Annotated in this window: 20 protein-coding genes; 12 read left to right on the forward strand and 8 right to left on the reverse strand. The window is 67.4% G+C overall.

The features are described 5' to 3' along the window. The first annotated feature begins 18 nt into the window (after positions 1-18). Both E3T49_RS12570 and E3T49_RS12575 read left to right on the forward strand, forming a co-directional pair. A complete protein-coding gene (locus E3T49_RS12570) occupies positions 19-456 on the forward strand; it encodes a SufE family protein (RefSeq protein WP_134425250.1) in 438 nt (145 codons plus the stop codon). Continuing rightward, positions 453-1,235 (forward strand): dihydrofolate reductase family protein, encoded by a 783-nt coding sequence (locus E3T49_RS12575; protein WP_134425251.1) that lies wholly within the window; start codon positions 453-455, stop codon positions 1,233-1,235. The genes E3T49_RS12570 and E3T49_RS12575 overlap by 4 nt, the downstream gene beginning before the upstream one ends. Here the strand turns inward: E3T49_RS12575 and E3T49_RS12580 are convergent. Beyond that, complete coding sequence (locus tag E3T49_RS12580) at positions 1,156-2,340, reverse strand: alpha/beta hydrolase family protein (RefSeq protein WP_241972814.1); 1,185 nt, start codon at positions 2,338-2,340, stop codon at positions 1,156-1,158. The two genes, E3T49_RS12575 and E3T49_RS12580, sit on opposite strands and share 80 nt — an antisense overlap. A 111-nt stretch (positions 2,341-2,451) precedes the next feature. Between E3T49_RS12580 and E3T49_RS12585 the strand changes: the two genes are divergently transcribed. The 4 genes from E3T49_RS12585 to E3T49_RS12600 all read left to right on the forward strand — a co-directional run bounded on the left by E3T49_RS12585 (position 2,452) and on the right by E3T49_RS12600 (position 7,690). Then, positions 2,452-3,042, forward strand: a complete 591-nt coding sequence (locus tag E3T49_RS12585; protein WP_134425252.1) for a DUF3000 domain-containing protein — start codon at positions 2,452-2,454, stop codon at positions 3,040-3,042. Next, positions 3,035-4,231: an HRDC domain-containing protein gene (locus E3T49_RS12590; RefSeq protein ID WP_134425253.1), complete on the forward strand. Its 1,197-nt coding sequence runs from the start codon at positions 3,035-3,037 to the stop codon at positions 4,229-4,231. The genes E3T49_RS12585 and E3T49_RS12590 overlap by 8 nt, the downstream gene beginning before the upstream one ends. Positions 4,232-4,307: 76 nt before the next feature. Further along, positions 4,308-5,513 (forward strand): thiolase family protein, encoded by a 1,206-nt coding sequence (locus tag E3T49_RS12595; RefSeq protein ID WP_134425254.1) that lies wholly within the window; start codon positions 4,308-4,310, stop codon positions 5,511-5,513. Further along, a complete protein-coding gene (locus E3T49_RS12600) occupies positions 5,510-7,690 on the forward strand; it encodes a 3-hydroxyacyl-CoA dehydrogenase NAD-binding domain-containing protein (protein WP_134425255.1) in 2,181 nt (726 codons plus the stop codon). The genes E3T49_RS12595 and E3T49_RS12600 overlap by 4 nt, the downstream gene beginning before the upstream one ends. A 167-nt stretch (positions 7,691-7,857) precedes the next feature. Here E3T49_RS12600 and dxs read toward each other — a convergent pair whose 3' ends face one another. The 5 genes from dxs to dut form a co-directional block, all read right to left on the reverse strand. Continuing rightward, the gene (gene dxs, locus E3T49_RS12605; protein WP_134425256.1) at positions 7,858-9,810 is read right to left on the reverse strand and encodes a 1-deoxy-D-xylulose-5-phosphate synthase; all 1,953 of its coding nucleotides are present in this window, start codon (positions 9,808-9,810) and stop codon (positions 7,858-7,860) included. Between the two features lie 113 nt (positions 9,811-9,923). Further along, on the reverse strand, positions 9,924-12,758 hold the full coding sequence (locus E3T49_RS12610; protein ID WP_134425257.1) for an aconitate hydratase: 2,835 nt from the start codon (positions 12,756-12,758) through the stop codon (positions 9,924-9,926). A gap of 234 nt (positions 12,759-12,992) precedes the next feature. After that, positions 12,993-13,796 (reverse strand): DUF3159 domain-containing protein, encoded by an 804-nt coding sequence (locus E3T49_RS12615; RefSeq protein WP_134425258.1) that lies wholly within the window; start codon positions 13,794-13,796, stop codon positions 12,993-12,995. 10 nt (positions 13,797-13,806) lie between these two features. After that, the gene (locus E3T49_RS12620; RefSeq protein ID WP_134425276.1) at positions 13,807-14,406 is read right to left on the reverse strand and encodes a DUF3710 domain-containing protein; all 600 of its coding nucleotides are present in this window, start codon (positions 14,404-14,406) and stop codon (positions 13,807-13,809) included. A 26-nt stretch (positions 14,407-14,432) separates the two neighbouring features. After that, on the reverse strand, positions 14,433-14,909 hold the full coding sequence (gene dut, locus E3T49_RS12625; RefSeq protein WP_134425259.1) for a dUTP diphosphatase: 477 nt from the start codon (positions 14,907-14,909) through the stop codon (positions 14,433-14,435). 38 nt (positions 14,910-14,947) lie between these two features. Here dut and E3T49_RS12630 point away from each other — a divergent pair, with 38 nt between their 5' ends. After that, complete coding sequence (locus E3T49_RS12630; RefSeq protein ID WP_134425260.1) at positions 14,948-15,403, forward strand: DUF3093 domain-containing protein; 456 nt, start codon at positions 14,948-14,950, stop codon at positions 15,401-15,403. Between the two features lie 6 nt (positions 15,404-15,409). Here the strand turns inward: E3T49_RS12630 and E3T49_RS12635 are convergent, their stop codons facing one another. After that, on the reverse strand, positions 15,410-15,703 hold the full coding sequence (locus E3T49_RS12635; protein WP_134363594.1) for a DUF4193 domain-containing protein: 294 nt from the start codon (positions 15,701-15,703) through the stop codon (positions 15,410-15,412). 196 nt (positions 15,704-15,899) lie between these two features. Between E3T49_RS12635 and sepH the strand changes: the two genes are divergently transcribed. Together sepH and E3T49_RS12645 are read left to right on the forward strand one after the other, a co-directional pair. Then, positions 15,900-17,060, forward strand: coding sequence for a septation protein SepH (gene sepH, locus E3T49_RS12640; RefSeq protein WP_134425261.1), 1,161 nt, complete (start codon positions 15,900-15,902; stop codon positions 17,058-17,060). A gap of 47 nt (positions 17,061-17,107) precedes the next feature. After that, the gene (locus E3T49_RS12645) at positions 17,108-18,148 is read left to right on the forward strand and encodes an FUSC family protein (RefSeq protein WP_134425262.1); all 1,041 of its coding nucleotides are present in this window, start codon (positions 17,108-17,110) and stop codon (positions 18,146-18,148) included. A 182-nt stretch (positions 18,149-18,330) separates the two neighbouring features. On the opposite strand, the gene E3T49_RS12650 is transcribed toward E3T49_RS12645, so the two are convergent. Continuing rightward, positions 18,331-18,894, reverse strand: coding sequence for a YceI family protein (locus tag E3T49_RS12650; protein ID WP_134425263.1), 564 nt, complete (start codon positions 18,892-18,894; stop codon positions 18,331-18,333). A gap of 251 nt (positions 18,895-19,145) precedes the next feature. Here E3T49_RS12650 and E3T49_RS12655 point away from each other — a divergent pair, with 251 nt between their 5' ends. The 3 genes from E3T49_RS12655 (at position 19,146) to E3T49_RS12665 (ending at position 21,343) form a co-directional block, all read left to right on the forward strand. Then, a complete protein-coding gene (locus tag E3T49_RS12655) occupies positions 19,146-19,802 on the forward strand; it encodes a hypothetical protein (protein WP_134425264.1) in 657 nt (218 codons plus the stop codon). 226 nt (positions 19,803-20,028) lie between these two features. Further along, a complete protein-coding gene (locus E3T49_RS12660; RefSeq protein WP_134425265.1) occupies positions 20,029-20,814 on the forward strand; it encodes an oxygenase MpaB family protein in 786 nt (261 codons plus the stop codon). Between the two features lie 25 nt (positions 20,815-20,839). Next, a complete protein-coding gene (locus E3T49_RS12665) occupies positions 20,840-21,343 on the forward strand; it encodes an Lrp/AsnC family transcriptional regulator (protein WP_134425266.1) in 504 nt (167 codons plus the stop codon). Positions 21,344-21,404 lie beyond the last annotated feature (61 nt).

Here is a 21,404-nt window from a genome sequence, read left to right on the forward strand (position 1 = left end):
ATGGCAGAATGAGTCTCGATGACTGCCACCGAATTGCCCGCGAAACTGGCCGAGATCCGTGACGAATTCCTCGAACTCGAGGAACCGGACCGGCTGCTTCTGTTGCTCGAGTTCGCGGACGAGCTGCCAGCTCTTCCGCCCCGCTACGCGGATCACCCGGACCTGCTGGAACGGGTCGTGGAATGCCAATCCCCGGTCTTCATATTCGTGGAGGTCGACGACGATTCCGCCGTTCATCTCCACGCGACCGCTCCGCGGGAATCACCGACGACCCGGGGCTTCGCCTCGATCCTCGCCCAGGGGCTGGACGGTCTCAGCCGCCAGGAGGTGCTCGACGTGCCAGACGACTACCCGAACACGATCGGGTTGACGAAGGCCGTGTCGCCCCTGCGCATCCGCGGCATGACCGCCATGCTCGCGCGCACCAAACGCCGCCTGCGCGAGGGCACTGCGTGACCCTGACCTGGGTCTTTCCGCAGTCGGAGGGACAGGCCGGCGGCGATGACGCAGCCGGCCTCTCTCGGACGATCGACGGGCTCGATCCAGCCAGTCGGGACTGGCTTCTCCTCCGCTACGCCCCGAAACCCGGCCCCTACCTGAGGGTCAACATGATTGCCAGCCTGAACGGCAGCGTCACCGGCTCCGACAACACCTCGGATTCGTTGTCGAGCCGGCTGGACCGTCGCATCCTGGGCGTGATCCGGCAACTCGCCGACGTGGTCCTGATCGGCGCCGGCAGCGTCCGTGCGGAGGGCTACGTCATCCCGGCACGCGCTTCCCTGGCCGTCGTCACGGCCAGCGGAGACCTCGCCGGGCACCGACTCGCGCCACGGGCCGGCACCGAAGCTGACCGCAGTCGGCGCGTCTACGTGCTCTGTCCGCGGGCCGCTGTCGCCCGCGCGCAGGCCACGACGGCCGGGTCCGGAGCGGTGATCGTGCCGCTCGAGGACCAGGTCGGCACGCTCACTCCCGCCGCCGTCGTCGCGGCCCTTCACAGCCTCGGCCTCACCCGGATCGTCTGCGAGGGCGGCCCCCTGCTGGCCGGGCAGTTCTTCGCAGCGGACCTGGTGGACGAACTCTGCCTGTCCACGAGTCCCCAGATCGTGCTCGGCGCCCGCGGTCTCCTCGAGTCGGCGCGGCCCGTCGCCACGGGGTTCAGTCTGCGACAGCTCCTGCTGGATGATCAGGGCGCGCTGTACGCCCGGTGGGAGCGATCTCGGCCAGCCAGTTCGTGATGGCCTGATTCCAGCCGTCACGGTCGTAGTTCCACAGCTTCGTGTGCCGCGCCACCGCGAACGGCAGAAACGTCACGATGTCGGGGCGGCGCCCGGCCAGGCTGCGGGAGCCGTCGGCGGGCACGAACCCGTCGTCGTCGCTGTGCATGAGCAACACCGGCAGTTCCAGCTCGGCCGCGCGCGTGACGAAGTCGAGGCGGCGGAAGTCGATCGGTTCGGTCTGCCCGGTGAAGATCCCGCCCCACCGTCGCCCCAGCACCTCCAGGGCGCCACTCGAGACGACCGCCGGGAGTCCGAGCAGTCCGCCGTGGAACCGCGCGACATCCGCCCAGTCGATCACGGGCGAGTCGAGAACAACACCGACGATGTGGTCGCGGAGCGTGGACCGCGTCGCCGTCTGCAGCACGATGGCCCCGCCCATGGACCAGCCCATCAGCACGATCTCGGTCGCCCCGCGAGCGACGGCGAAGGCGATGGCCGCATCGACGTCCCGCCATTCCGCGTCTCCGAGGGAATACCGGCCGTCGCCGCTCCGGGGGGCTTCCCCGTCGTTGCGGTAGGACACCAGCAGGGACGTGAATCCCGCCTCTCGGAAGACCGGCGTCGCGCGCAGGGTCTCCTGCCGCGCCACACCGCGCCCGTGCACCTGGATCACCCAGCGTCCGTCGGGTTCCTCCGCGGGGACCAGCCAGGCCGGTGCGTCGCCGATCTCGGTCGGGACGTCGACGTCCTCGAAGTCGAGACCGAGGTCCCAGGGACCCAGGAAGGAGTACCCGCCGAACCGGCCGCGTTCCGCCCGCGCCAGATCGCCATGGTCCACGCGAAGGATGCGCCGGGTCACCTGGGTCGGCGTCAGGCGCAGGACCTCGCCCAGGTGCGCATGGCCTCGGTCGTTCGAGAACCAGAAGCTGTAGTCACCCTGCAGAACCGAGTCCGCCGTGGACGCCAGTGTGATCGTTCCCGCCGCCAGGTCGACGGTCTTGACTCGCACATCATCCGTGCGCCGGGCCCCGGGCGTGACGATCCGGCGAGCCATCACGGCCGAGAGAACGCCGCTCGCGATTCCGAGCATCACCGCCGCACCAGCAACGGCGATCCCGGTCACGGCCACAATCCGTCCTGGCTGCCGCCCTGAACCCATTCCGTCACGCATGACTACCTCCCCTGTCCGGCGTGCCTGACCGACACTGCACGGAAAAAACTCTAGTCTGCAGACGTGCCCGAAACACGAGAACCGCTCCCTCCGGAGTTCACCGCTGCCCGCGCATCCATCGAGCGTGCACGCATCCGTGCGGAGCTCGTGGTGAACGAGATTTCCGCCCCGGCGAACATCGCCCCGCATGCCGTCGCCTACTCCGCCGATATCAACCCGGCTCGTCACGGGGGCAACTCCGATTTGGGCACGGGGCGCTTCATCCTGTTGCACGACCCGGAAGAACCCGAGGAATGGGGCGGGGCGTTTCGCGTCGTCTGTTTCGCGCAGGCTCCGCTCGAAACCGACATCGGATTGGACCCCTTCGTCGCCGACGTGGCCTGGTCGTGGCTGGTGGACGCCCTCGACGCCCATGGGGCCCGATACACCGCGGCCTCAGGCACGGCGACTAAGATCATCTCGTCAGGCTTCGGCGAACTTGCCAGGCAGGGCGATGGCGCGCAAATAGAACTGCGTGCCTCGTGGACGCCGCTGGACGAAAATCTCGCCGCCCACGTCGAAGGATGGGGCGAGCTGCTCTGCATGCTCGCAGGCCTTCCACCCACTGGCGAAGGAGTCAGCATGTTGTCCACACGCCGCAACGGTCGTGCTTGATCACCAGGTAATCGACACCCGGGATGCCTACCTGGCAGCAACGGCTGCCATCAGCGCCGGCACGGGGCCGATCGGTATCGACGCGGAACGGGCGTCCGGCTTCACCTACTCCCAGCGGGCGTATCTGATCCAGATCTACCGGCGGGGCGCGGGCACATTCCTGTTCGACCCGCCCGCGATCGGAGAGTTCCACGAACTCAATGAGGCGCTTCTCGACGACGAGTGGATCTTCCACGCCGCCAGCCAGGACCTGGCCTGCCTGCGTGAGGTGGGCCTCGACCCCAAGCAAATCTTCGACACGGAACTGGCTGCCCGCCTGCTCGGCATTCCCCGGGTTGGCCTCGGCACGGTCGTGGAAGAGCTTCTGGGCATCCACCTGGCCAAGGAACACTCCGCCGCGAACTGGTCGACCCGACCTCTCCCGGAGGCCTGGCTCGTGTACGGCGCCCTCGACGTCGAGCTGCTCCCCGACCTGCGGGACCGGATGGTCGACATGCTCGCCGCCGACTCCAAGACCGACATCGCCGCCCAGGAATTCGCTGCGGTGCTGGCCCGGGAGGCCAAGCCTGTCGGGCCCGAGCCCTGGCGACGCCTCTCCGGCGTGCACTCCATCCGCAGCCAGCGTGGCCTGGCCGTCGCCCGAGAGCTCTGGCTGGCCCGCGATCGTCTGGCCCAGGATCTGGACGTCTCCCCCGGCCGTCTCGTTCCCGACGCGTCGCTCACCGCGGCCGCACGGGCCATGCCCGCGACCCGGCAGGCGCTGGCCGACCTGCGGGAGTTCAGCGGGCGGGCCAGCCGCACCGAGCTCGACCGCTGGTGGGGCGCCATTCAGACGGGCCTGGCAGCGACCGACCTGCCCTCGCTGCGCGGCAACGGCGACCTGCTCCCTCCCCCGCGCGCCTGGTCCGATCGCAATCCGGAGGCCGATCTGCGTTACAAGGCCGCTCGCGCCGCGCTGACTGAGGTCTCTGAGCAACTGTCCATCCCTCTGGAGAACCTCGTCACACCCGATTACGTGCGCCGGGTCGCGTGGACGCCGCCGGAGACCGTCGACCCCGCATCCGTCGGTGATGCGCTCGCACATCTGGGCGCTCGCACCTGGCAGATTGAAGTGACCGCACAACGTATTGCCGATGCCTTTGTGGATGTTCTTCAAACGACCAAGGTCTCAACGGAAGCAGATTCGTAGGAACCGTCCAACGATTCGACCCTCCTCGGGTGCCCCTTTAGGATCGACCGACACCTGATCGATTGATGGAGGCAAAGTGGCCGATAGAGCAGAAGTCGTGTTTGTGGACGGGGTTCGCACCCCGTTCGGACGCGCTGGCGAAAAGGGAATGTACTGGAACACCCGGGCGGATGATCTGGTGGTCAAGGCCATGATCGGCTTGCTGGAACGCAACCCTTCGGTTCCCGGGGAACGGATCGATGAGGTGGCGATCGCCGCCACGACCCAGACCGGCGACCAGGGTCTCACCCTCGGTCGCACGGCAGCGCTGCTCTCCGGCCTGCCGAAATCGGTGCCCGGATTCGCCATTGACCGGATGTGCGCCGGCGCGATGACCGCCGTCACCACGCTGGGTGCGGGAATCGGCTTCGGCGCGTACGACCTGGCCATTGCCGGCGGGGTCGAGCACATGGGCCGCCACCCGATGGGATCGGGCGTCGACCCGAACCCGCGCTTCCTGTCCGAGCGCCTCGTCAGCGAGGACGCCCTCAACATGGGTGCCACCGCCGAACGCATCCACGACCGCTTCCCCTCGTACACCAAGGAGCGCTCCGACCGGTTCGCCCTGCGCAGCCAGGAGAAGGTCGCCGCAGCCTACGCGGCCGAGAAGATCCAGCCCGACCTGGTTTCGGTGGCGATCCGCAGTGAATCCGGCTGGGGACTCGCGACCCGCGACGAGGCACCGCGACCGGAGACCACGATGGAGGGACTCGCCTCTCTCAAGACCCCGTTCCGCCCCTTTGGGCGGGTCACGGCCGGCAACGCGTCCGGACTCAACGACGGCGCCAGCGCCTGCCTCCTGGCCAGCAGCACGGCAGCCAAGGAACTGGGACTGACCGTCAAGATGAAGATGGTCAGCTTCGCCTTCGCCGGCGTCGAACCGGAGGTCATGGGTCTCGGCCCGGTCCCCTCCACGGAGAAGGCCCTGCGCAAGGCGGGCCTGAGCATCACCGATATCGGGCTGTTCGAACTCAACGAGGCGTTCGCTGTGCAGGTGATCTCCTTCCTGGATCACTTCGGCATCGACGACGACGACCCCCGCGTGAACGAGTACGGCGGCGCGATCGCCATCGGACATCCGCTCGCCTCATCCGGTGTGCGACTGATGAACCAGCTCGCACGCCAGTTCAGCGAGCACCCCGAGGTGCGCTACGGCCTCACCGCCATGTGCATCGGCCTCGGCCAGGGTGGCACCGTAATTTGGGAGAACCCGCACTTCAACCGGAAGGCAAGCAAGCGATGACCGACTACTCCGCACTCGATTTCACTCCGCTGGTCGACCTGTCGGCCGACGAGGTCGTCACGCACTCCTATGTGCGCGACGTGCCGTTGTCCGGAGGCCGAACCCTGGCGCTCGTCACGCTCGACAACGGCCGGGACCACACCCGCCCGAACACGCTCGGGCCCATCACCCTGCTCGAGTTCGGCATGACGATGGACCTCCTCCGGGAGCGTGCCGCCCTCGGCGACATCCACGGAGTCGCCGTCACCGGCAAGCCGTTCATCCTCGCCGCCGGCGCCGACCTGAGCAAGGTCAGCCAGATCCCCTCGCTCGAGACGGGCAAACTACTCGCGCAGCTCGGCCACTACGCGCTCGGCAAGCAGGCCGAGCTCGGCGTGCCCTCCTTCGTGTTCATCAACGGTCTCGCACTCGGTGGCGGGCTCGAAATCGCCCTGAACGCCGACTACCGCACGGTCGACGCATCCGTACCGGCGATCGCGCTGCCCGAGGTCTCCCTCGGGCTGATTCCGGGCTGGGGTGCCTCGTACCTGCTGCCCAACCTGATCGGCATCGAGAACGCCCTCAAGGTGATCATCGAGAACCCGCTCAAGCACCGCACGCTGAAAGCGGCCGACGCCATCGAGCTCGGCATCGCCGATGTGCAGTTCGACTCGGCGATGTTCCTCGAACAGTCGATCGAGTGGGCTGACAGGGTGATCACCGGCAAGATCAAGGTTGCCCGGCCGAACCAGCCGGGCAAGGTCGAACGCCTCGTGAAGTGGGACGTCGCCGTCGGTATCGCCCGCAAGATGCTTGAAGGCCGCATCGGCACCGTCGCCCGGGCGCCGTACATCGCGCTGGACCTGATCAAGGCGGCCAAGAGCGGGAACAAGCAGGAAGGATTCGAGCGGGAGGACGACTGCCTGGCCGAGCTCATCTCCGGCGACCAGCTGCAGGCAAGCATCTACTCGTTCAACCTCGTGCAGAAGCGGGCCAAGCGCCCGGCGGGAGCGCCGGACAAGGCCCTCGCCCGCCCGATCAAGAAGGTTGGCGTCATCGGCGCCGGCCTGATGGCCAGCCAGTTCGCCCTGCTGTTCGTGCGCCGCCTGCGCGTGCCCGTGGTCATCACCGACCTCGACCAGGCCCGCGTCGACAAAGGCGTCGCGTACATCCACGGTGAGATCCTCGCCCTGGAGACCAAGAAGCGCATCTCCCCCGACGAGGCCAACCGGCTCCGTGCCCTGGTCACGGGGACCACCGATAAGTCACAGTTCGCGGACGCGGACTGGGTGATCGAGGCCGTCTTCGAAGAGCTCGGCGTGAAGCAGGATGTCTTCGCCGAGATCGAGAAGCACATCTCACCGGAGGCCATCCTCGCCACCAACACCTCGTCGCTGTCGGTCGAGCAGATCGGTGCCAAGCTGGCCCACCCCGAACGACTGGTCGGTTTCCACTTCTTCAACCCGGTGGCGATCATGCCACTGATCGAGGTCGTGAACACCCCCGAGACGAACGAGGTAACCCTGTCCACGGCCATGGTCGTGGCCGCCAAGCTCCGCAAGAACGCGGTCATCACCCGGGACACCCCCGGGTTCGTGGTGAACCGGCTGCTGGCGAAGCTGCTGGGCGAAGCCATGCACGCTGTGGACACGGGCACTCCGTTCGATGTCGTCGACGGCTCGCTCGCCAAGTTCGGGATGCCGATGACCCCGTTCGAGCTGCTCGAACTCGTGGGTCTCAAGGTCGGCGCGCACGTGCTGGACACTCACCACGCCGCCTTCCCGGACCGTTTCTTCGAGAGTGCGAACCTGCACCGGCTCGCCGAGCACGGCACCATCCTGGAGCGCGACGCCAAGGGCAAGATCAAGGGCTTCGACAAGGGTGCCGTCAAGATCGTCGCGGGCGGTACCGCCCCGATGACCGGCGAGCAGATCCTGCGCCGCGTCGAGGACGGCCTCGCTGACGAAATCAAGCGGATGCTGGACGACGGCGTCGTGCACGCCGCCGAGGACATCGACCTGTGCATGATCCTCGGTGCCAACTGGCCGTTCCAGATGGGCGGGATCACGCCCTACCTGGACCGCGTCGGCGCGAGCGAGCGGGTCTTCCACGACACGTTCCACACGCCGCCGATCCGCGGCGTGGGCGCGGCCTCCGCGTCCATCGCCCACACGACGGCGACGACCGTAGGCGACTGACGATAGCCACTCCGCCGAGCCGTGAGCTCGACTTCCCTGTCGTGAAGAAGGGGGAGCCGAACTCACGGCTCGGCGTTGTGCTGGGCAGGTTCATCGCGCGGCCGCCAGCGCCAGCGGGTCAGTCGCGACCTTCCGGGACCGGCGCGACCAACCGGTTGAGAACCTGACTAGTCGTTCTGGCGGCTGGCCGGGATGGATCCGGTGTCGATGGTGTCGGCGGGAAGCGGCCTGGCGTGGGGGATCTTGCTGCCGAGGACCATGTCCACCACGTCGCGGGCGATCCGCTGCGGCGTCAGCCCGACGCGTTCGAGGATCTCGGCCCGGGTGCCGTGGTCGAGGAATTCGTCGGGCAGACCGAGTTCGGTGACGGCCGTGTCGACGCCTGCTTCACGCAGGTCCTGACGGATGCGGGTGCCGATACCGCCCACCCGGATGCCGTCTTCGATGCTCACGACGATCCGGTACTCCGCAGCCAGGGAGACGATGCTCTTCGGCACGGGCACGACCCAGCGCGGGTCGACCACGGTTGCCCCGATACCCTGGGCGGCGAGCCGCGCCGCCACGTCGAGTCCCATCGCAGCCATCGGCCCGACGGTCACGATGAGCACGTCCTTCTGGGTCGATTCCAGCAGCACGTCGACCCCGTCCGCCATCCGGCGAACCGCCTCGATCGGGGCACTGACGCTCCCCTTGGGGAAGCGCAGCACGGTGGGCGCGTCGTCGACCGCCACGGCCTCCTCGAGCTCCTCGCACAGGCGCACCGAGTCCCGCGGCGCCGCCAGGCGGATCCCGGGGACGACCTGCAGAATGGCCAGGTCCCAGATGCCGTGGTGGCTGGGACCGTCCGGCCCGGTCACGCCCGCCCGGTCGAGCACGAATGTGACGCCGGCTTTGTGCAGCGCAACGTCCATCAGCACCTGGTCGAACGCCCGGTTGATGAAAGTGGCGTACAGCGCGACGACCGGATGCAGGCCGCCGAAGGCAAGGCCGGCCGCGCTGGTCACGGCGTGCTGTTCGGCGATGCCCACGTCGTGCACCCGGTCGGGGAATCTCTCGGCCATCTTGTGCAGGCCGGTGGGGCGCAGCATCGCCGCGGTGATGCCGACGATCGTGGGCTGCACCGTGGCCAGGCGCAACAGCTCGTCGGCGAAGACGGATGTCCAGGAGGGCGCTCCGGCGGATTCCGTGGACTCCCCCGTCTCCGGGTCGATCTGGCCGACGGCGTGGAACTGGTCCGCGGTGTCCTGCACGGCCGGGTCGTAGCCCTTGCCTTTCTGGGTGATGGCATGCACGATCACCGGGGCGCCGTAACCCTTGGCCTGCCGGAGCGCCTCGACCATCGCCGCCATGTCGTGGCCGTCGACGGGGCCGATGTACTTGATGTCGAGGTTCGAGTAGAGCGCCTCGTTGTTGGTGAACCGGGAGAGGAAGCCATGCATGCCACCGCGCACGCCTCGGAAGAACGCCCGCGCGGGTGCGCCCATCCGTTCGAAGGCCTCACGGCTGGACAGGTAGGCGCTGTGGTACGCCTGGCGGGTGCGCACGGTGTTGAGGAAACGGGCCATGCCGCCGATGGTGGGGGCGTAGGAGCGGCCGTTGTCATTCACGATGATGATCAGCCGACGGGTGTTGTCGTCACTGATGTTGTTGAGGGCTTCCCAGGTCATGCCGCCGGTCAGGGAGCCGTCCCCGACCACAGCGATCACGTGACGGTCGCTCTGGCCGGTCATCTCGAAGGCCCGGGAGATGCCGTCGGCCCAGGACAGCGAACTGGAGGCGTGGGAGCTCTCCACGATGTCGTGCTCCGACTCCCGGCGTTGCGGGTAGCCGGCGAGCCCACCCGACTGGCGCAGCAAACCGAAGTCCTGGCGGCCGGTGAGCAGCTTGTGCACGTAGGACTGGTGCCCGGTGTCGAAGACGATCGCATCGCGCGGCGACTCGAACACCCGGTGCATGGCGATGGTCAGCTCGACGACGCCGAGGTTGGGCCCCAGATGTCCCCCGGTCTTGGAGACCTCGCGCACAAGGAAGGCCCGGACCTCCGCTGCGAGCTGGACGAGCTGTTCCGTCGAGAGGCGATCAAGATCTCTCGGCCCGGAGATCGTGTCCAGTAGCGCCATCGATAACACCTTTCACGTTGCGCTATCCGCCACCACAAAACCGGCGCATAGATTCGGTCATGCCGAGTCTACGCGCCGGTTTCGGAAGCTAGCCGAGAGGCGGCTGGGTGCCGCTACGCGACCAGCGAACGCAGGACGTACTGCAGGATGCCGCCGTTGCGGTAGTAGTCCGCCTCGCCCGGGGTGTCGATGCGAACGACGGCGTCGAACTCGACAGTCTCCTTACCGGCCGCCGACTGCGGGCTCGGGGCGGCGGTCACGCGAACCGTCTTCGGGGTGGTTCCGTTGTTCAACTCGTCGAGCCCGGTGATCGTGACGATCTCTGTGCCGTCCAGGCCGAGAGACGCCCAGCTCTGACCGGCCGGGAACTGCAGCGGAACAACGCCCATCCCGATCAGGTTGGAACGGTGGATGCGCTCGAAGCTCTCGGTGATGACAGCCTTGACGCCGAGGAGGCTGGTGCCCTTGGCCGCCCAGTCGCGGGAGGAACCCGAACCGTACTCCTTGCCCCCGAAGATGACCAGCGGAGTGCCCTGCGCCTGGTAGTTCTGCGACGCGTCGTAGATGAACGCCTGGGGCGCACCGTCGACGGTGAAGTCGCGGGTGTAGCCGCCTTCCACTCCGTCGAGCAGCTGGTTGCGCAGACGGATGTTCGCGAAGGTACCGCGGATCATGATCTCGTGGTTGCCGCGACGCGAGCCGTAGGAGTTGAAGTCGGCGCGGTCGACGCCGTGCTCGAGCAGGTAGGCACCGGCCGGGCTGTCCGCCTTGATCGAACCGGCGGGGCTGATGTGGTCGGTCGTGACCGAGTCACCCAGCTTGGCCAGAACCCGGGCACCGACGATGTCGACCACCGGGGTGGTCTCCATGGTCATGCCGTCGAAGTACGGGGGCTTCCGCACGTACGTGGACTCGGGATCCCACTCGAAGACCTCGCTGGCCGGCGTCGGCAGTCCGCGCCAGCGCTCGTCGCCCTCGAAGACGTGGCCGTACTGCTTCGTGAACATGCCGGTGTCGATCGAGCTGTCGATCGTGGCCTGAACCTCGGCGGAGTCGGGCCAGATGTCCTTCAGGAACACCTCGTTGCCGTCGCTGCCGATGCCGAGCGCATCCGTCTCGAAGTCGAAGTTCATCGACCCGGCGAGGGCGTAGGCGATGACCAGCGGCGGGCTGGCCAGGTAGTTCATCTTGACGTCGGGGCTGATCCGGCCCTCGAAGTTGCGGTTGCCCGAGAGCACCGCGGTGACGGCCAGGTCGTTGTCGTTGATCGCGGCGGTGACCTCGTCGATGAGCGGGCCGGTGTTGCCGATGCAGACGGTGCAGCCGTAGCCGACGGTGTAGAAGCCGAGGGCCTCCAGGTCCGAGGTGAGGCCGGCCTTCTCGTAGTAGTCGGTGACGACCTTCGAGCCCGGCGCCAGGGTGGTCTTGACCCAGGGCTTGCTGGTGAGTCCCTTCTTCACGGCGTTACGCGCCAGCAGGCCCGCGGCGAGCATGACGGACGGGTTGGACGTGTTCGTGCACGACGTGATGGCCGCGACGGCGACCGCTCCGTGGTCGAGGGTGTAGTTCGCCCCGGCCTGCGTGGTGATCTCGACGGGCCTGGACACGCTGATCGGGGCGTGGCTCACGTGGCTGTGCGAGATCACGTGGTCGAGGTTCTCGTCTTCGGCGGTGAAGCCGGGCGGGTCCGATGCCGGGAAAGAGGCATCGACGGCGGCGTCGACCACGGTGAGGTCCTGCGTCGCATAGCTCTGCAGGTCCAGCTCGAACTGGGACTTCGCCTCCGTGAGGATGACGCGGTCCTGCGGGCGCTTCGGGCCGGCGATCGAGGGGACGACCGTGCCGAGGTCGAGCTCGAGGTACTCGCTGAAGACGGGTTCCTTGTCCGCGTCGTGCCAGAGGCCCTGCAGCTTGGCGTAGGCCTCGACGAGTGCGACCTGCTCTTCGCTGCGGCCGGTGAGGCGCAGGTAGCCCAGGGTGACGTCATCGATGGGGAACATGGCGGCCGTCGAACCGAACTCGGGGCTCATGTTGCCGATGGTGGCGCGGTTGGCCAGCGGCACCTGGGCGACGCCCGCACCGTAGAACTCGACGAACTTGCCGACCACGCCGTGCTTGCGGAGGATCTCGGTGATGGTGAGCACCACATCCGTCGCGGTGACGCCGGCCGGGATGGAGCCGTTGAGCTTGAAGCCGACCACCTTGGGGATGAGCATCGAAATGGACTGGCCGAGCATGGCCGCTTCGGCTTCGATGCCGCCGACGCCCCAGGCGAGCACGCCGAGGCCGTTGACCATGGTCGTGTGGGAGTCGGTTCCGACGCAGGTGTCGGGGTACGCCTGGAGCACACCGTTGACCTCACGCGTCATCGTGACGCGAGCCAGGTACTCGAGGTTGACCTGGTGCACGATACCGGTTCCCGGCGGAACCACCTTGAAGTCGTTGAACGCCGTCTGGCCCCAGCGCAGGAACTGGTAGCGCTCGCCGTTGCGCTCGTACTCGATCTCCACGTTGCGCTCGAGCGCGTCCGCGGTGCCGAACAGGTCGGCGATCACGGAGTGGTCGATGACGAGTTCGGCCGGTGCCAGCGGGTTGATCTTCTTCGGGTCTCCGCCGAGTTCGGCGACGGCCTCACGCATGGTCGCGAGGTCGACGATGCAAGGAACACCGGTGAAGTCCTGCATGACCACGCGCGCAGGCGTGAACTGGATCTCGGTGTCGGGTTCCGCCGTTGGAACCCACTCCCCCAGGGCGCGGATGTGCGCCGCGGTGATGTTCGCGCCGTCCTCGGTGCGGAGGAGGTTCTCCAGCAGCACCTTCAGGCTGAACGGGAGCAACTCGTAACCCTTGACGGCGTCGAGACGAAAGACCTCATAGTCCGTCGACCCGACCCGCAGGGTGTCCTTGGCTCCAAAACTGTTTACGACCGCATTATTAAGTGCCGACACGATGCCCTCTCCTTCGTGGAAACCGACGGGTAACCGTCCGCAATCCTCAATCCTGACGACCGGACGCCTGCGCCTGCCAGCAAGGGTTACCTAACCGGCGGATGCGACGTGCGGACGATGTCCTCGTCAAACTATCTTGACGTAGAGATAACTCTAGCGGTGCCCCGCCGATTCGCACGCCTTTTCGGTCAGTGTCGCGAAATCAGGGTGTCGAAAAATCAGGGTGTCGCGAGATTACTCGGGCCGCCGCTCCGCGTTGTCGCCGGCCGCCCGGTAGACCGTCCTGACCATCAGCCACGAGATCACCAGGAGCGGCGCGTAGAGCGGGATGCCCATCAGGAGCTTCACAGCTCCCAGCCACTCCACGTTGCCGGAGTAGTACAGCGGCAGTTGCACGGCCAGCCGCAGCGCGAACAGTCCGGCCCAGCACAGGGTGAGGATGGTCAACACACGTCGTTTGGACGGGTCCGCCCGCCAGTCGATTCCGTCCCCCATCAGGAACCCCACGGCCAGGCCGATCAACGGCCAGCCGACCACCGCCGAGATCAGAAGTGCACCGCCGTACAGCCCATTGGTCCAGAACCCAGGCAGGAAGAAGTCCTCGGCCCGGCCGGTGAACAGCGCCAGCACAGCGCTGAAGACCAGTGCCACCAGCCCGCCGACGGCCGGCGTCACCGTCTGGCGGCTGACCCGGCGCAGCCCGATGAAGACGACGCCGATCAGAACCGGTACGACCAGCGAGACCAGGAGCGAGTACTCCGGCAGAAGCTGCCGGGTGAAGGTGTAGGTGATCAGAAAGACCAGGCCGGGCAGGACGGCCTCGACCAGACCCCGGATGCCGCCCATCGCCGCCAGCAGGGCGCGTCCACTGATCGGCTCGCCCTCGGCGGCCGACGAGAAGCCTGCCCGCCGGGCTGCGGCGGCCATGCCCTCGGCGAAGGCGCCGGCTCCCGGTTCGGCAGCGGGCCCGGATGACCCAGGCTCATGCGGTGATGCGCCGGGGCCGGGGGCCTCGTCGGGCGGCGGGGTTTCCGTCATCCGGCGTTCCTCAGGACTGGCCCGGTCCGGCCGCAGCGGCCGGGGTGGCCGGCATCCGGAGCGGGATGAGGTCACGCGGCGGCATCGGCGCCGAACCGCGCACCACCACGATGCTGCGGAACAGGTCTTCGATCTCACTCGCCGCATCGGGGTTGACGGCACCCTCTCCGGCGATGACACCGCGGAGGAACCAGCGCGGCCCGTCGACGCCGATGAAGCGAGCCAGCCGGCTGGATCCGTCGGCACCCTGGCCGGCCGCAACGGGGATCTCGGCAACGAGTTCAGGGCCGAACGGACCCTCGCGCAGAGTGGTGGTGCCACCCTGCTTGCCGATCTGGTCGGCGATCTGCGCGCGGATCTCGTGCCAGAGACCACTGGATCGGGGCGCGGCGAAGGGCTGCACCTGCAGGGTCGACCCGGCGTAGTCGAGCCCGATGGCGACGACCCGCTTGCTGCCTTCTTCGATTTCGAGCCGAAGGTGCAGGCCTTCACGGGGAAGGATCTTCACCCCGCCGAGGTCGACGTAGGGTCGCACCGGGTTGGCCTCGACTTCATCGAGGGGTCCCTCGGTTGCGCGGTCCTCGGGTGCGGATTTGGCCGACACGTCCATGGTCTCGTCCGTGTTCGCGGTGTCGCTCACTGGTTGTCTCCTGACGTTTCGGTGCCCGTGCTGCTCTGCTGGGTTCGGCCCGTTGACCCGAACCCGCCTTCACCGCGCTGGCTGCCCGGCAACCTGTCGACGGGAATGAACGCCGCTCGAGCGACCGGCATGATGATGATCTGGGCGATGCGGTCGCCGACCGCGATCGCGAACGACGCGTTCTGGTCGGTGTTCAGCAGGGCGACCTTGATCTCGCCGCGGTACCCGGCGTCAACGGTTCCCGGGGAGTTCACGATCGTGATGCCGTGCTTGACGGCAAGCCCGCTGCGGGGAACGACGAACGCTGCGAACCCGTCGGGTAGGGCGATGGAGACTCCGGTGCCGACCAGGGCGCGCTCGCCGGGGGCCAGGACCAGATCCTGGGAGGAATGAAGATCCGCTCCCGCGTCGCCCGGATGCGCGTAGCTCGGGAGGATGGACGCGGTAATCAGGACTTCGACGCTTTCTGCCACGTGTCGAGGCTAGTGCAGAAGTCTGATCGAATAGAGCCATGCCTGAATATCGCGAAAAACTCTGGGCCTCACCCGCACCGTATGTCGCCACCGCACTGATCATCCCGGCCAGCATCCTCGTGTTCGCACCGATCTCGATGTTCGCCGGGATCCTGATCGCCGCGGGGTTGTATGCGGCGTGCGTTCTGACGCTGATCCTGTCGGCTCCACTGATCCACGTGCGGAACGGCGAGATCATCGCCGGGCGAGCGAGCATCTCGGCCGACCTCGTCGGCGAGGTTCAGCCCTTCGACGGGGAAGAGGCGGCACTGGAGCGCGGGCGCCGGCTCGACGCCAGGGCGTGGCTGCTCATCCGTGGGTGGATCCGACCGGTCGTGAAAATACCGATCGACGATGAGACCGACCCGGCGCCGTACTGGCTCATATCGACGCGGCACCCACAGAAATTGGCCGCCGCGATCAACGGATCGCGACGGCCAGCGTCAGATGATTAAGCGCGTTTAGGAGTCGCACTCCAGGCAAACCGGGCCGAGCTTGGTCTCGTGCGACATCTGCGAACGGTGCTTCACCAGGAAGCATTCCACGCAGGTGAACTCGTCGGCCTGCGGAGGCAGGACGACGACATCGAGGTCGAGGTCGGACAGATCGGCGCCGGGAAGGTCGAAACCACCGGGGTTGTCCGAGTCGTCGACATCTACGACACCGGACATCTTGTCGGGTACGCGCTCCTTGAGGGCCTCAATCGACTCCGAGTCGTCTTCGGTCTTCCGTGGTGCGTCGTAATCGGTTGCCATGCCCATCCATTCAGTTACGCCGAGAAACGATTTCGGCGGCCATAGTTTCCAACAATCCGGGCGGAATAGCAAACTACACGTCGCCGTATCTGTTCGGCACAGTCATCAACTTGCGGCACGCCCGGCGTATTCCCCAGCGATTCGGCTTTTACATGGCAGTCTTGGCTGCACTAGTGATCGCGAGAGGGCTTTCAACATGCAGGAATTGAAAGTTATTGGAGTCGAGAACGGTGCGCTGCTCGCAGCGTCAGAGGAGGGTGACCGGTTCCGGATCCCCATCGATGAGGTTCTCCAGTCCCGGCTTCGCCAAACCCAGGCGGATCCCACGTCGGGGCCGAAGCTCAGCCCCAAGGAAGTGCAGGCCCACATCCGTGCCGGCATGTCCGCCGAGGACGTGGCCGCCGTCACGGGCGCATCCATCGATTTCGTGCGTCGTTTCGAAGGCCCGGTCGTCGCGGAACGCGATTACATGGTGTCCTGCGCGCTGAGCGTGCCCGTGCACACCGCCATCGACCCTGACCCGATTGAGGGCGGAGCCAACTTCGGCACCGTCATCCGGGAGCGTCTGGCGTCCCTCGGCGCCACCAACGAGCGCTGGGCCAGTTGGAAGGAACCCGGCGCCGGGTGGATCGTCAAGCTCTCCTTCACCGCTGACGACATCGACCACGACGCCCGCTGGGGCTTCGAACCGAAGAAGAACTCCCTCACGCCGGTCGGCAGCGAAGCCATCGCGCTCTCCCAGCAGGGCGAGCTCAAGGGTGCCCTGATCCCGCGCTTGCGCGCCGTCGGCGCCGAGACGAGCCCAGCCGACGTATCCAGATTCGACAGCGGCGCCTTCACGTTCAGGGAATCCCTGGCGGAGGACCTGCAGAACGACACCGCTCCGCTCCTGGACCCGGTGCCGTACTCGCGTTCGGCCGGCACGACGGAGGCGGTGTCCCGGGCAGCCATCAAGCGCGCCGACGAACCGCCGCAGAGCCTGAGCGAGACCGCGGACCTGCTCGCATCCCTCCGCCGTCGCCGCGGGGAGCGCGAGGCGGCCGCGTTCGAGAGCAATCAGTCCGAGAGTCACCGAACGGGCCTCACCGGCAACACCGGCCTGCATTCGGAGGGACCGGGCATCCGTCTCGTGGACCAGCCCGTGGCGGCCGTCGAGCCTGCTGGCGCCCCCGGCGCCGAGGTGTCGGCGGCAACGTCGGAAACACCCCGCAATGCCTGGTCCGCTCAGGCAGCCGCATCGCAGACGCCGTCCGTGACGCCGCGCCCGGCAAGCAACCACGGCAAGCGTGGCCGCGCCTCGATGCCCAGCTGGGACGAGATCGTGTTCGGCGCCCGCACCGACGACGACCTGCCCTAACCGCGGGAGTTCACCGGCACCAGTCCCCGTTCGACTACCCTGAACACGTGAGAATCAACACCCGTGTGCGGTCGGCGAGCCGGATTCCACTGCTCCAGGCCGCGAAGACATCCGCCGCGGTCGCCCTGGGCTGGACCCTGTCGCAGCTTCTTCTGGAAACTCAGCAGTTGCCCGTTTTCGCAGCGATCGCGGCTCTGCTCGTCGTGCAGCCGAACATCAATCAGACTCTTGGCCGCGCGGTCGAGCGCAGTCTGGGCGTCATCGGCGGCGTCATCATCGCCTACGGCGTCGGCGTCTTCTTCGGGCAGTCGAGCTGGGTGGTGCTCCTGGCCATCGTGTTCTGCATCATGCTGGCCTGGGCGCTCCGGCTGGCCCCCAGCTCAGCGAGCCAGATTCCGATCAGCGCCATGCTCCTGCTCACGATCAGCACGGCCACGGCGGAATACGCCCGGGATCGCATCGTCGAGACCATGATCGGAGCGGCCGCCGCGCTCCTTGTCAACGCGCTGATCGTGCCGCCCGTGCTGCTCGCTCCGGCCCACGAGGCCGTCGTGCGACTGGCCTACGAGGTCGCGGACACCCTGGACCGCATCGTCGACGCCCTGCGCTTTCCACAGAAAGCCAGCCAGATCGAAGAGATGATGATCAAGGTGCGGCTGTTGCGCCCCATGCTCGCCAAGGCGGACCAGGCCCTCAAGCAGGCCGAGGAGAGTCTCACGCTCAACCCCCGGCATGCGGTCAACCGTCGCCTTCTCGATGTCGACGAGGAACTCTTCGTCAGGCTGACCTCGCTCGTAGCGCGCACCATCGGCATGACCCGGTCCCTCCGCGACCACTACGACCACTCGCTGCATCTCGAGCCCACGGTGCTCGCGATCACGGTGGAGTTGAGCCGGGCCGCCCACGATCTGCGGCTGCTCGCCGAACAGGTCGACCACCCGGGTGCCCAGCAGGTCAGCCTGTCGTTGGAACCGCCTACCCTGACCGCTCCCCTGACCATTGCCACGCCGCATCCGCAGCACTGGATCCTGATCGGATCGCTCATGGAGGACCTGCGTCGGGTGCGCGAGGAGATCAAGGGCGCGTAGCGCGGCGAGCGGTGTCGCCGCATCCAGGTGTGTGGCACGACCGGGACATCGCGTCTTCGCCGCCCCGGTAGCGGCAACCACAACCGCACTCTCACTTGAACCAAACGAGGGCCCCACACCTGTGGGGCCCTCGTCTCGGGGATGCGTGTTTCGTGCTCCGGCGCAGGTCGTGCGCCCGGCGGCTACGCCTGGTTGAGCGCGGCCTGCAGCTCGATGGTGATGGTGACCTTGTCGCCGAGCAGCATGCCACCGGTCTCGAGGGCCGCGTTGTAGGTGAGTCCGAAGTCGGCGCGCGCGACCTCGGTCTTCGCGGTGGCACCGGCCTTGTAGTTGCCGTACGGGTCCGTGCCGAAGCCACCGAACTCAAAGTCGAATGTGGCGGGCTTCGTGACGCCCTTGATGGTGAGGTTGCCGTCGACGAGGAAGTCGCCCTTGACCTGGCGTACGCCGGTGGAGACGAAGTCGATGGTCGGGTACGTCTCGGCGTCGAAGAAGTCGCCGGTGCGCAGGTGACCGTCGCGGTCGGCCTGGTTCGTGTTGATCGAAGCGACCTGAGCCGAGGCGGTGACGGAGGAATCAAGCGGGTTCTCGCCGGTGACGAAGGTCGCATCGAACTTCTCGAACGTGCCCTTGACCTTGCTGATCATGATGTGACGGATGCTGAAACCGACCTCGCTGTGGGTCGGGTCGATGGTCCAGGTTCCGGCCTTGTAGCCGGGGATGCTCACTGCGGTGGTCTCAGTCATGGGTTCTCCTCAATTCGCGGGACGGTGGATTCTCGCCCTCGGTTTCATGCAAGCGCATAGGACTCGTCTTTATTCCGGACCGGAGAATTTGTTTGGGCGGCGCCACCCCCGCACCCGCCGGATTCCCTTGACGGTGCACGGGGCGGCGCGTACCGTCACCTGCGCAGAGGTCCGGTGCGCAGAGGTCCGGTACGCACAGGTTCGGTACGCACAGTGCCGGTACAGCGTGCGACTGTGGAACGGAGGCCGAGATGCACCCACGGCTCCTGATCATCCTGAGCCTGGTCGCACTCCTGTCCGGCTGCGCCTCCTCGCCCGCTCCCACCGCGACGCCCTCGGCACCGGCCACCGAGCGCGTGGTGGTGCGCCCCGTCACCGCGGGCGGCCTGCCCGCCGCGGGCTTCACGGCGACCGACGACACGACCGTGACCCTGGACTGCGGCACCACAGCACTCGACGCACGGCCCTCCCCCGTCGCCGTCGATGACAACATCCTGATCTGCTCTCCCTCGAGCGCCTTCACCGTGGCGTGCTGGCCGGGCCCGACGCCCGGTTTCGCGGCCTGCTACCGCGATCCCTGGAGCACGGAGGTGGTGCGCCTGCCCACGACCGCCGAGCTTCCGGCATCCGTTGCCTTCGCCGAGGCTCGCCCCCTCGGCCTGCTGCTCGGGGATGGCGAGCGCTGCCTGATCCGCAGCGGTGGGGTCTGGAACGACCTCGACCAACATCCCGGTTGGTACGGCACGTACTCGTGCTCGGACGACCGAGCGCTCTGGGCCGGAAGCGGCGACGGCATCGATCGGACCGCTCCGCGCTGGACTGTGAACATCGCCCCCATCTCGGGCACCGAGCCTGTGCGCACCCAGGAAGTCGTCACGGCCTACTACGTGGGCACGGCCGGGGGCTGACCGCCCAGGCGGCATCCGCCGAGATCAGACCCGAGATCAGGTGCCCATCGTTTCGGGCCGCGGGGAGATGCGGCTCGCGGCTCGCTGCTCGCTGCTCGCTGCTCGCTGCTCGCTGCTCAATGTAGACCCGCGGATCAGTCCTGGGATGCTTCCGTACGTGTGGCTCCTCACCCACCGGCTTCCCGGGTGGCAGCGTTACACTCGGGAATCGAGCGGGGAGGCACGCATGCTGATGAAAGACATGGCCGGCGAGGCCGTGCTGATCGCCGCCGGCGGGCGTTCCATCCTGCTCCAGATCGCCGACCCGGCGATCGGCCACGGGGTGGCACACCACAGCGATTTCGCCTCCCGCCCGCTGGATCGGCTGCGCGGCACCCTGACCTATGTGTACGCCGTCGTGTTCGGATCACCCGAGGAAATTGCCCAGGCGCGACGCCGGGTCAATGCCGCCCATGGCCCGGTCTCGGGCCCGGCGACGGCGCAGAGCCCCGCCTACAACGCCTTCACTCCGGAGCTGCAGCTCTGGGTCGCCGCAACCCTGTACGACTCTGCCCTCACGATGCGGGAGCTGGTCTACGGTCCCCTCGCCGACGCCACGGCCGACGCGCTGTACCAGGAGTACGGGGTCCTGGGCACTGCCCTGCAGATGCCTCCGGAACTGTGGCCACGTGATCGGGCCGCCTTCGCCGCGTACTGGGATCGGCGACTTAGTGAGCTTCAGACGGATGCCGCCACGCGCGCCGTGGCCCGGCAGCTGATGCACCCGCGCACCGGGCCGCTCTGGCTGCGGCTGATGATGCCGGTCGGCCGGTTCGTCACCATCGGTCTTCTGCCGGCGTCGGTACGGCCGCTGTTCGGCCTGCCCTGGTCGGCCGGCGAGCAGCGCCGCTTCGACCGGCTGGTCCGGCTGATCGCCGCCGTGTACCCGCGGCTGCCGCGCCGGCTGCGCCATTGGCCCAAGAACCATTACCTGCGCGCGATGCGGCAGTCGCGGGAGCTGGCAGTAGTCTGAGACTTTCCAGAGTCTGAGGATTCCAATGACGCAACACTCGACACCCGCCGCTCCGGGCACCCCCGACGATCTCGATGCGATCGACCGCAAGCTCGTCGCCGAACTCAGCCGCGACGGTCGGCTCTCGATGCGGCAGCTGGCCACGCTCGTGCACATTTCCCGGACGACCGCGCACAGTCGCGTGCAGAATCTTGTGCGGCAGGGTGTGGTGACCGGGTTCGGCGCCCAGATCGACCGCAGAGCGCTCGGGCTGAGGGTCTCCGCCCTGGTGATCGTGAAGATCGGCGACGTGTCCTGGGCCGAGATGGCACGTCGGCTGAGCGAACTGCCCTTCGTCGAGAAGGCGCAGGCCGTGAGCGGCGACATCGACATCATCCTCACCGTCAGCGCCCCGGACCACGAGCAGCTGAGCCAGGCCATCCTGCGCGACATTCACAGCATGCCCGGCGTGATCTCCACTCGATCCCACCTCATTCTCGAGGAAATCACCGGACTGCCGCCGGCCCGCACGACGGACAGCTGGAGCTGACAGAGCTGTTCTGACGGACGAATGGCTCGGCGCGACGCAGCTTCGGGCCAATCGTTCGCAT

The organism is Cryobacterium cryoconiti, from assembly GCF_004403065.1.
Taxonomy (GTDB): Bacteria; Actinomycetota; Actinomycetes; order Actinomycetales; family Microbacteriaceae; genus Cryobacterium; species Cryobacterium cryoconiti.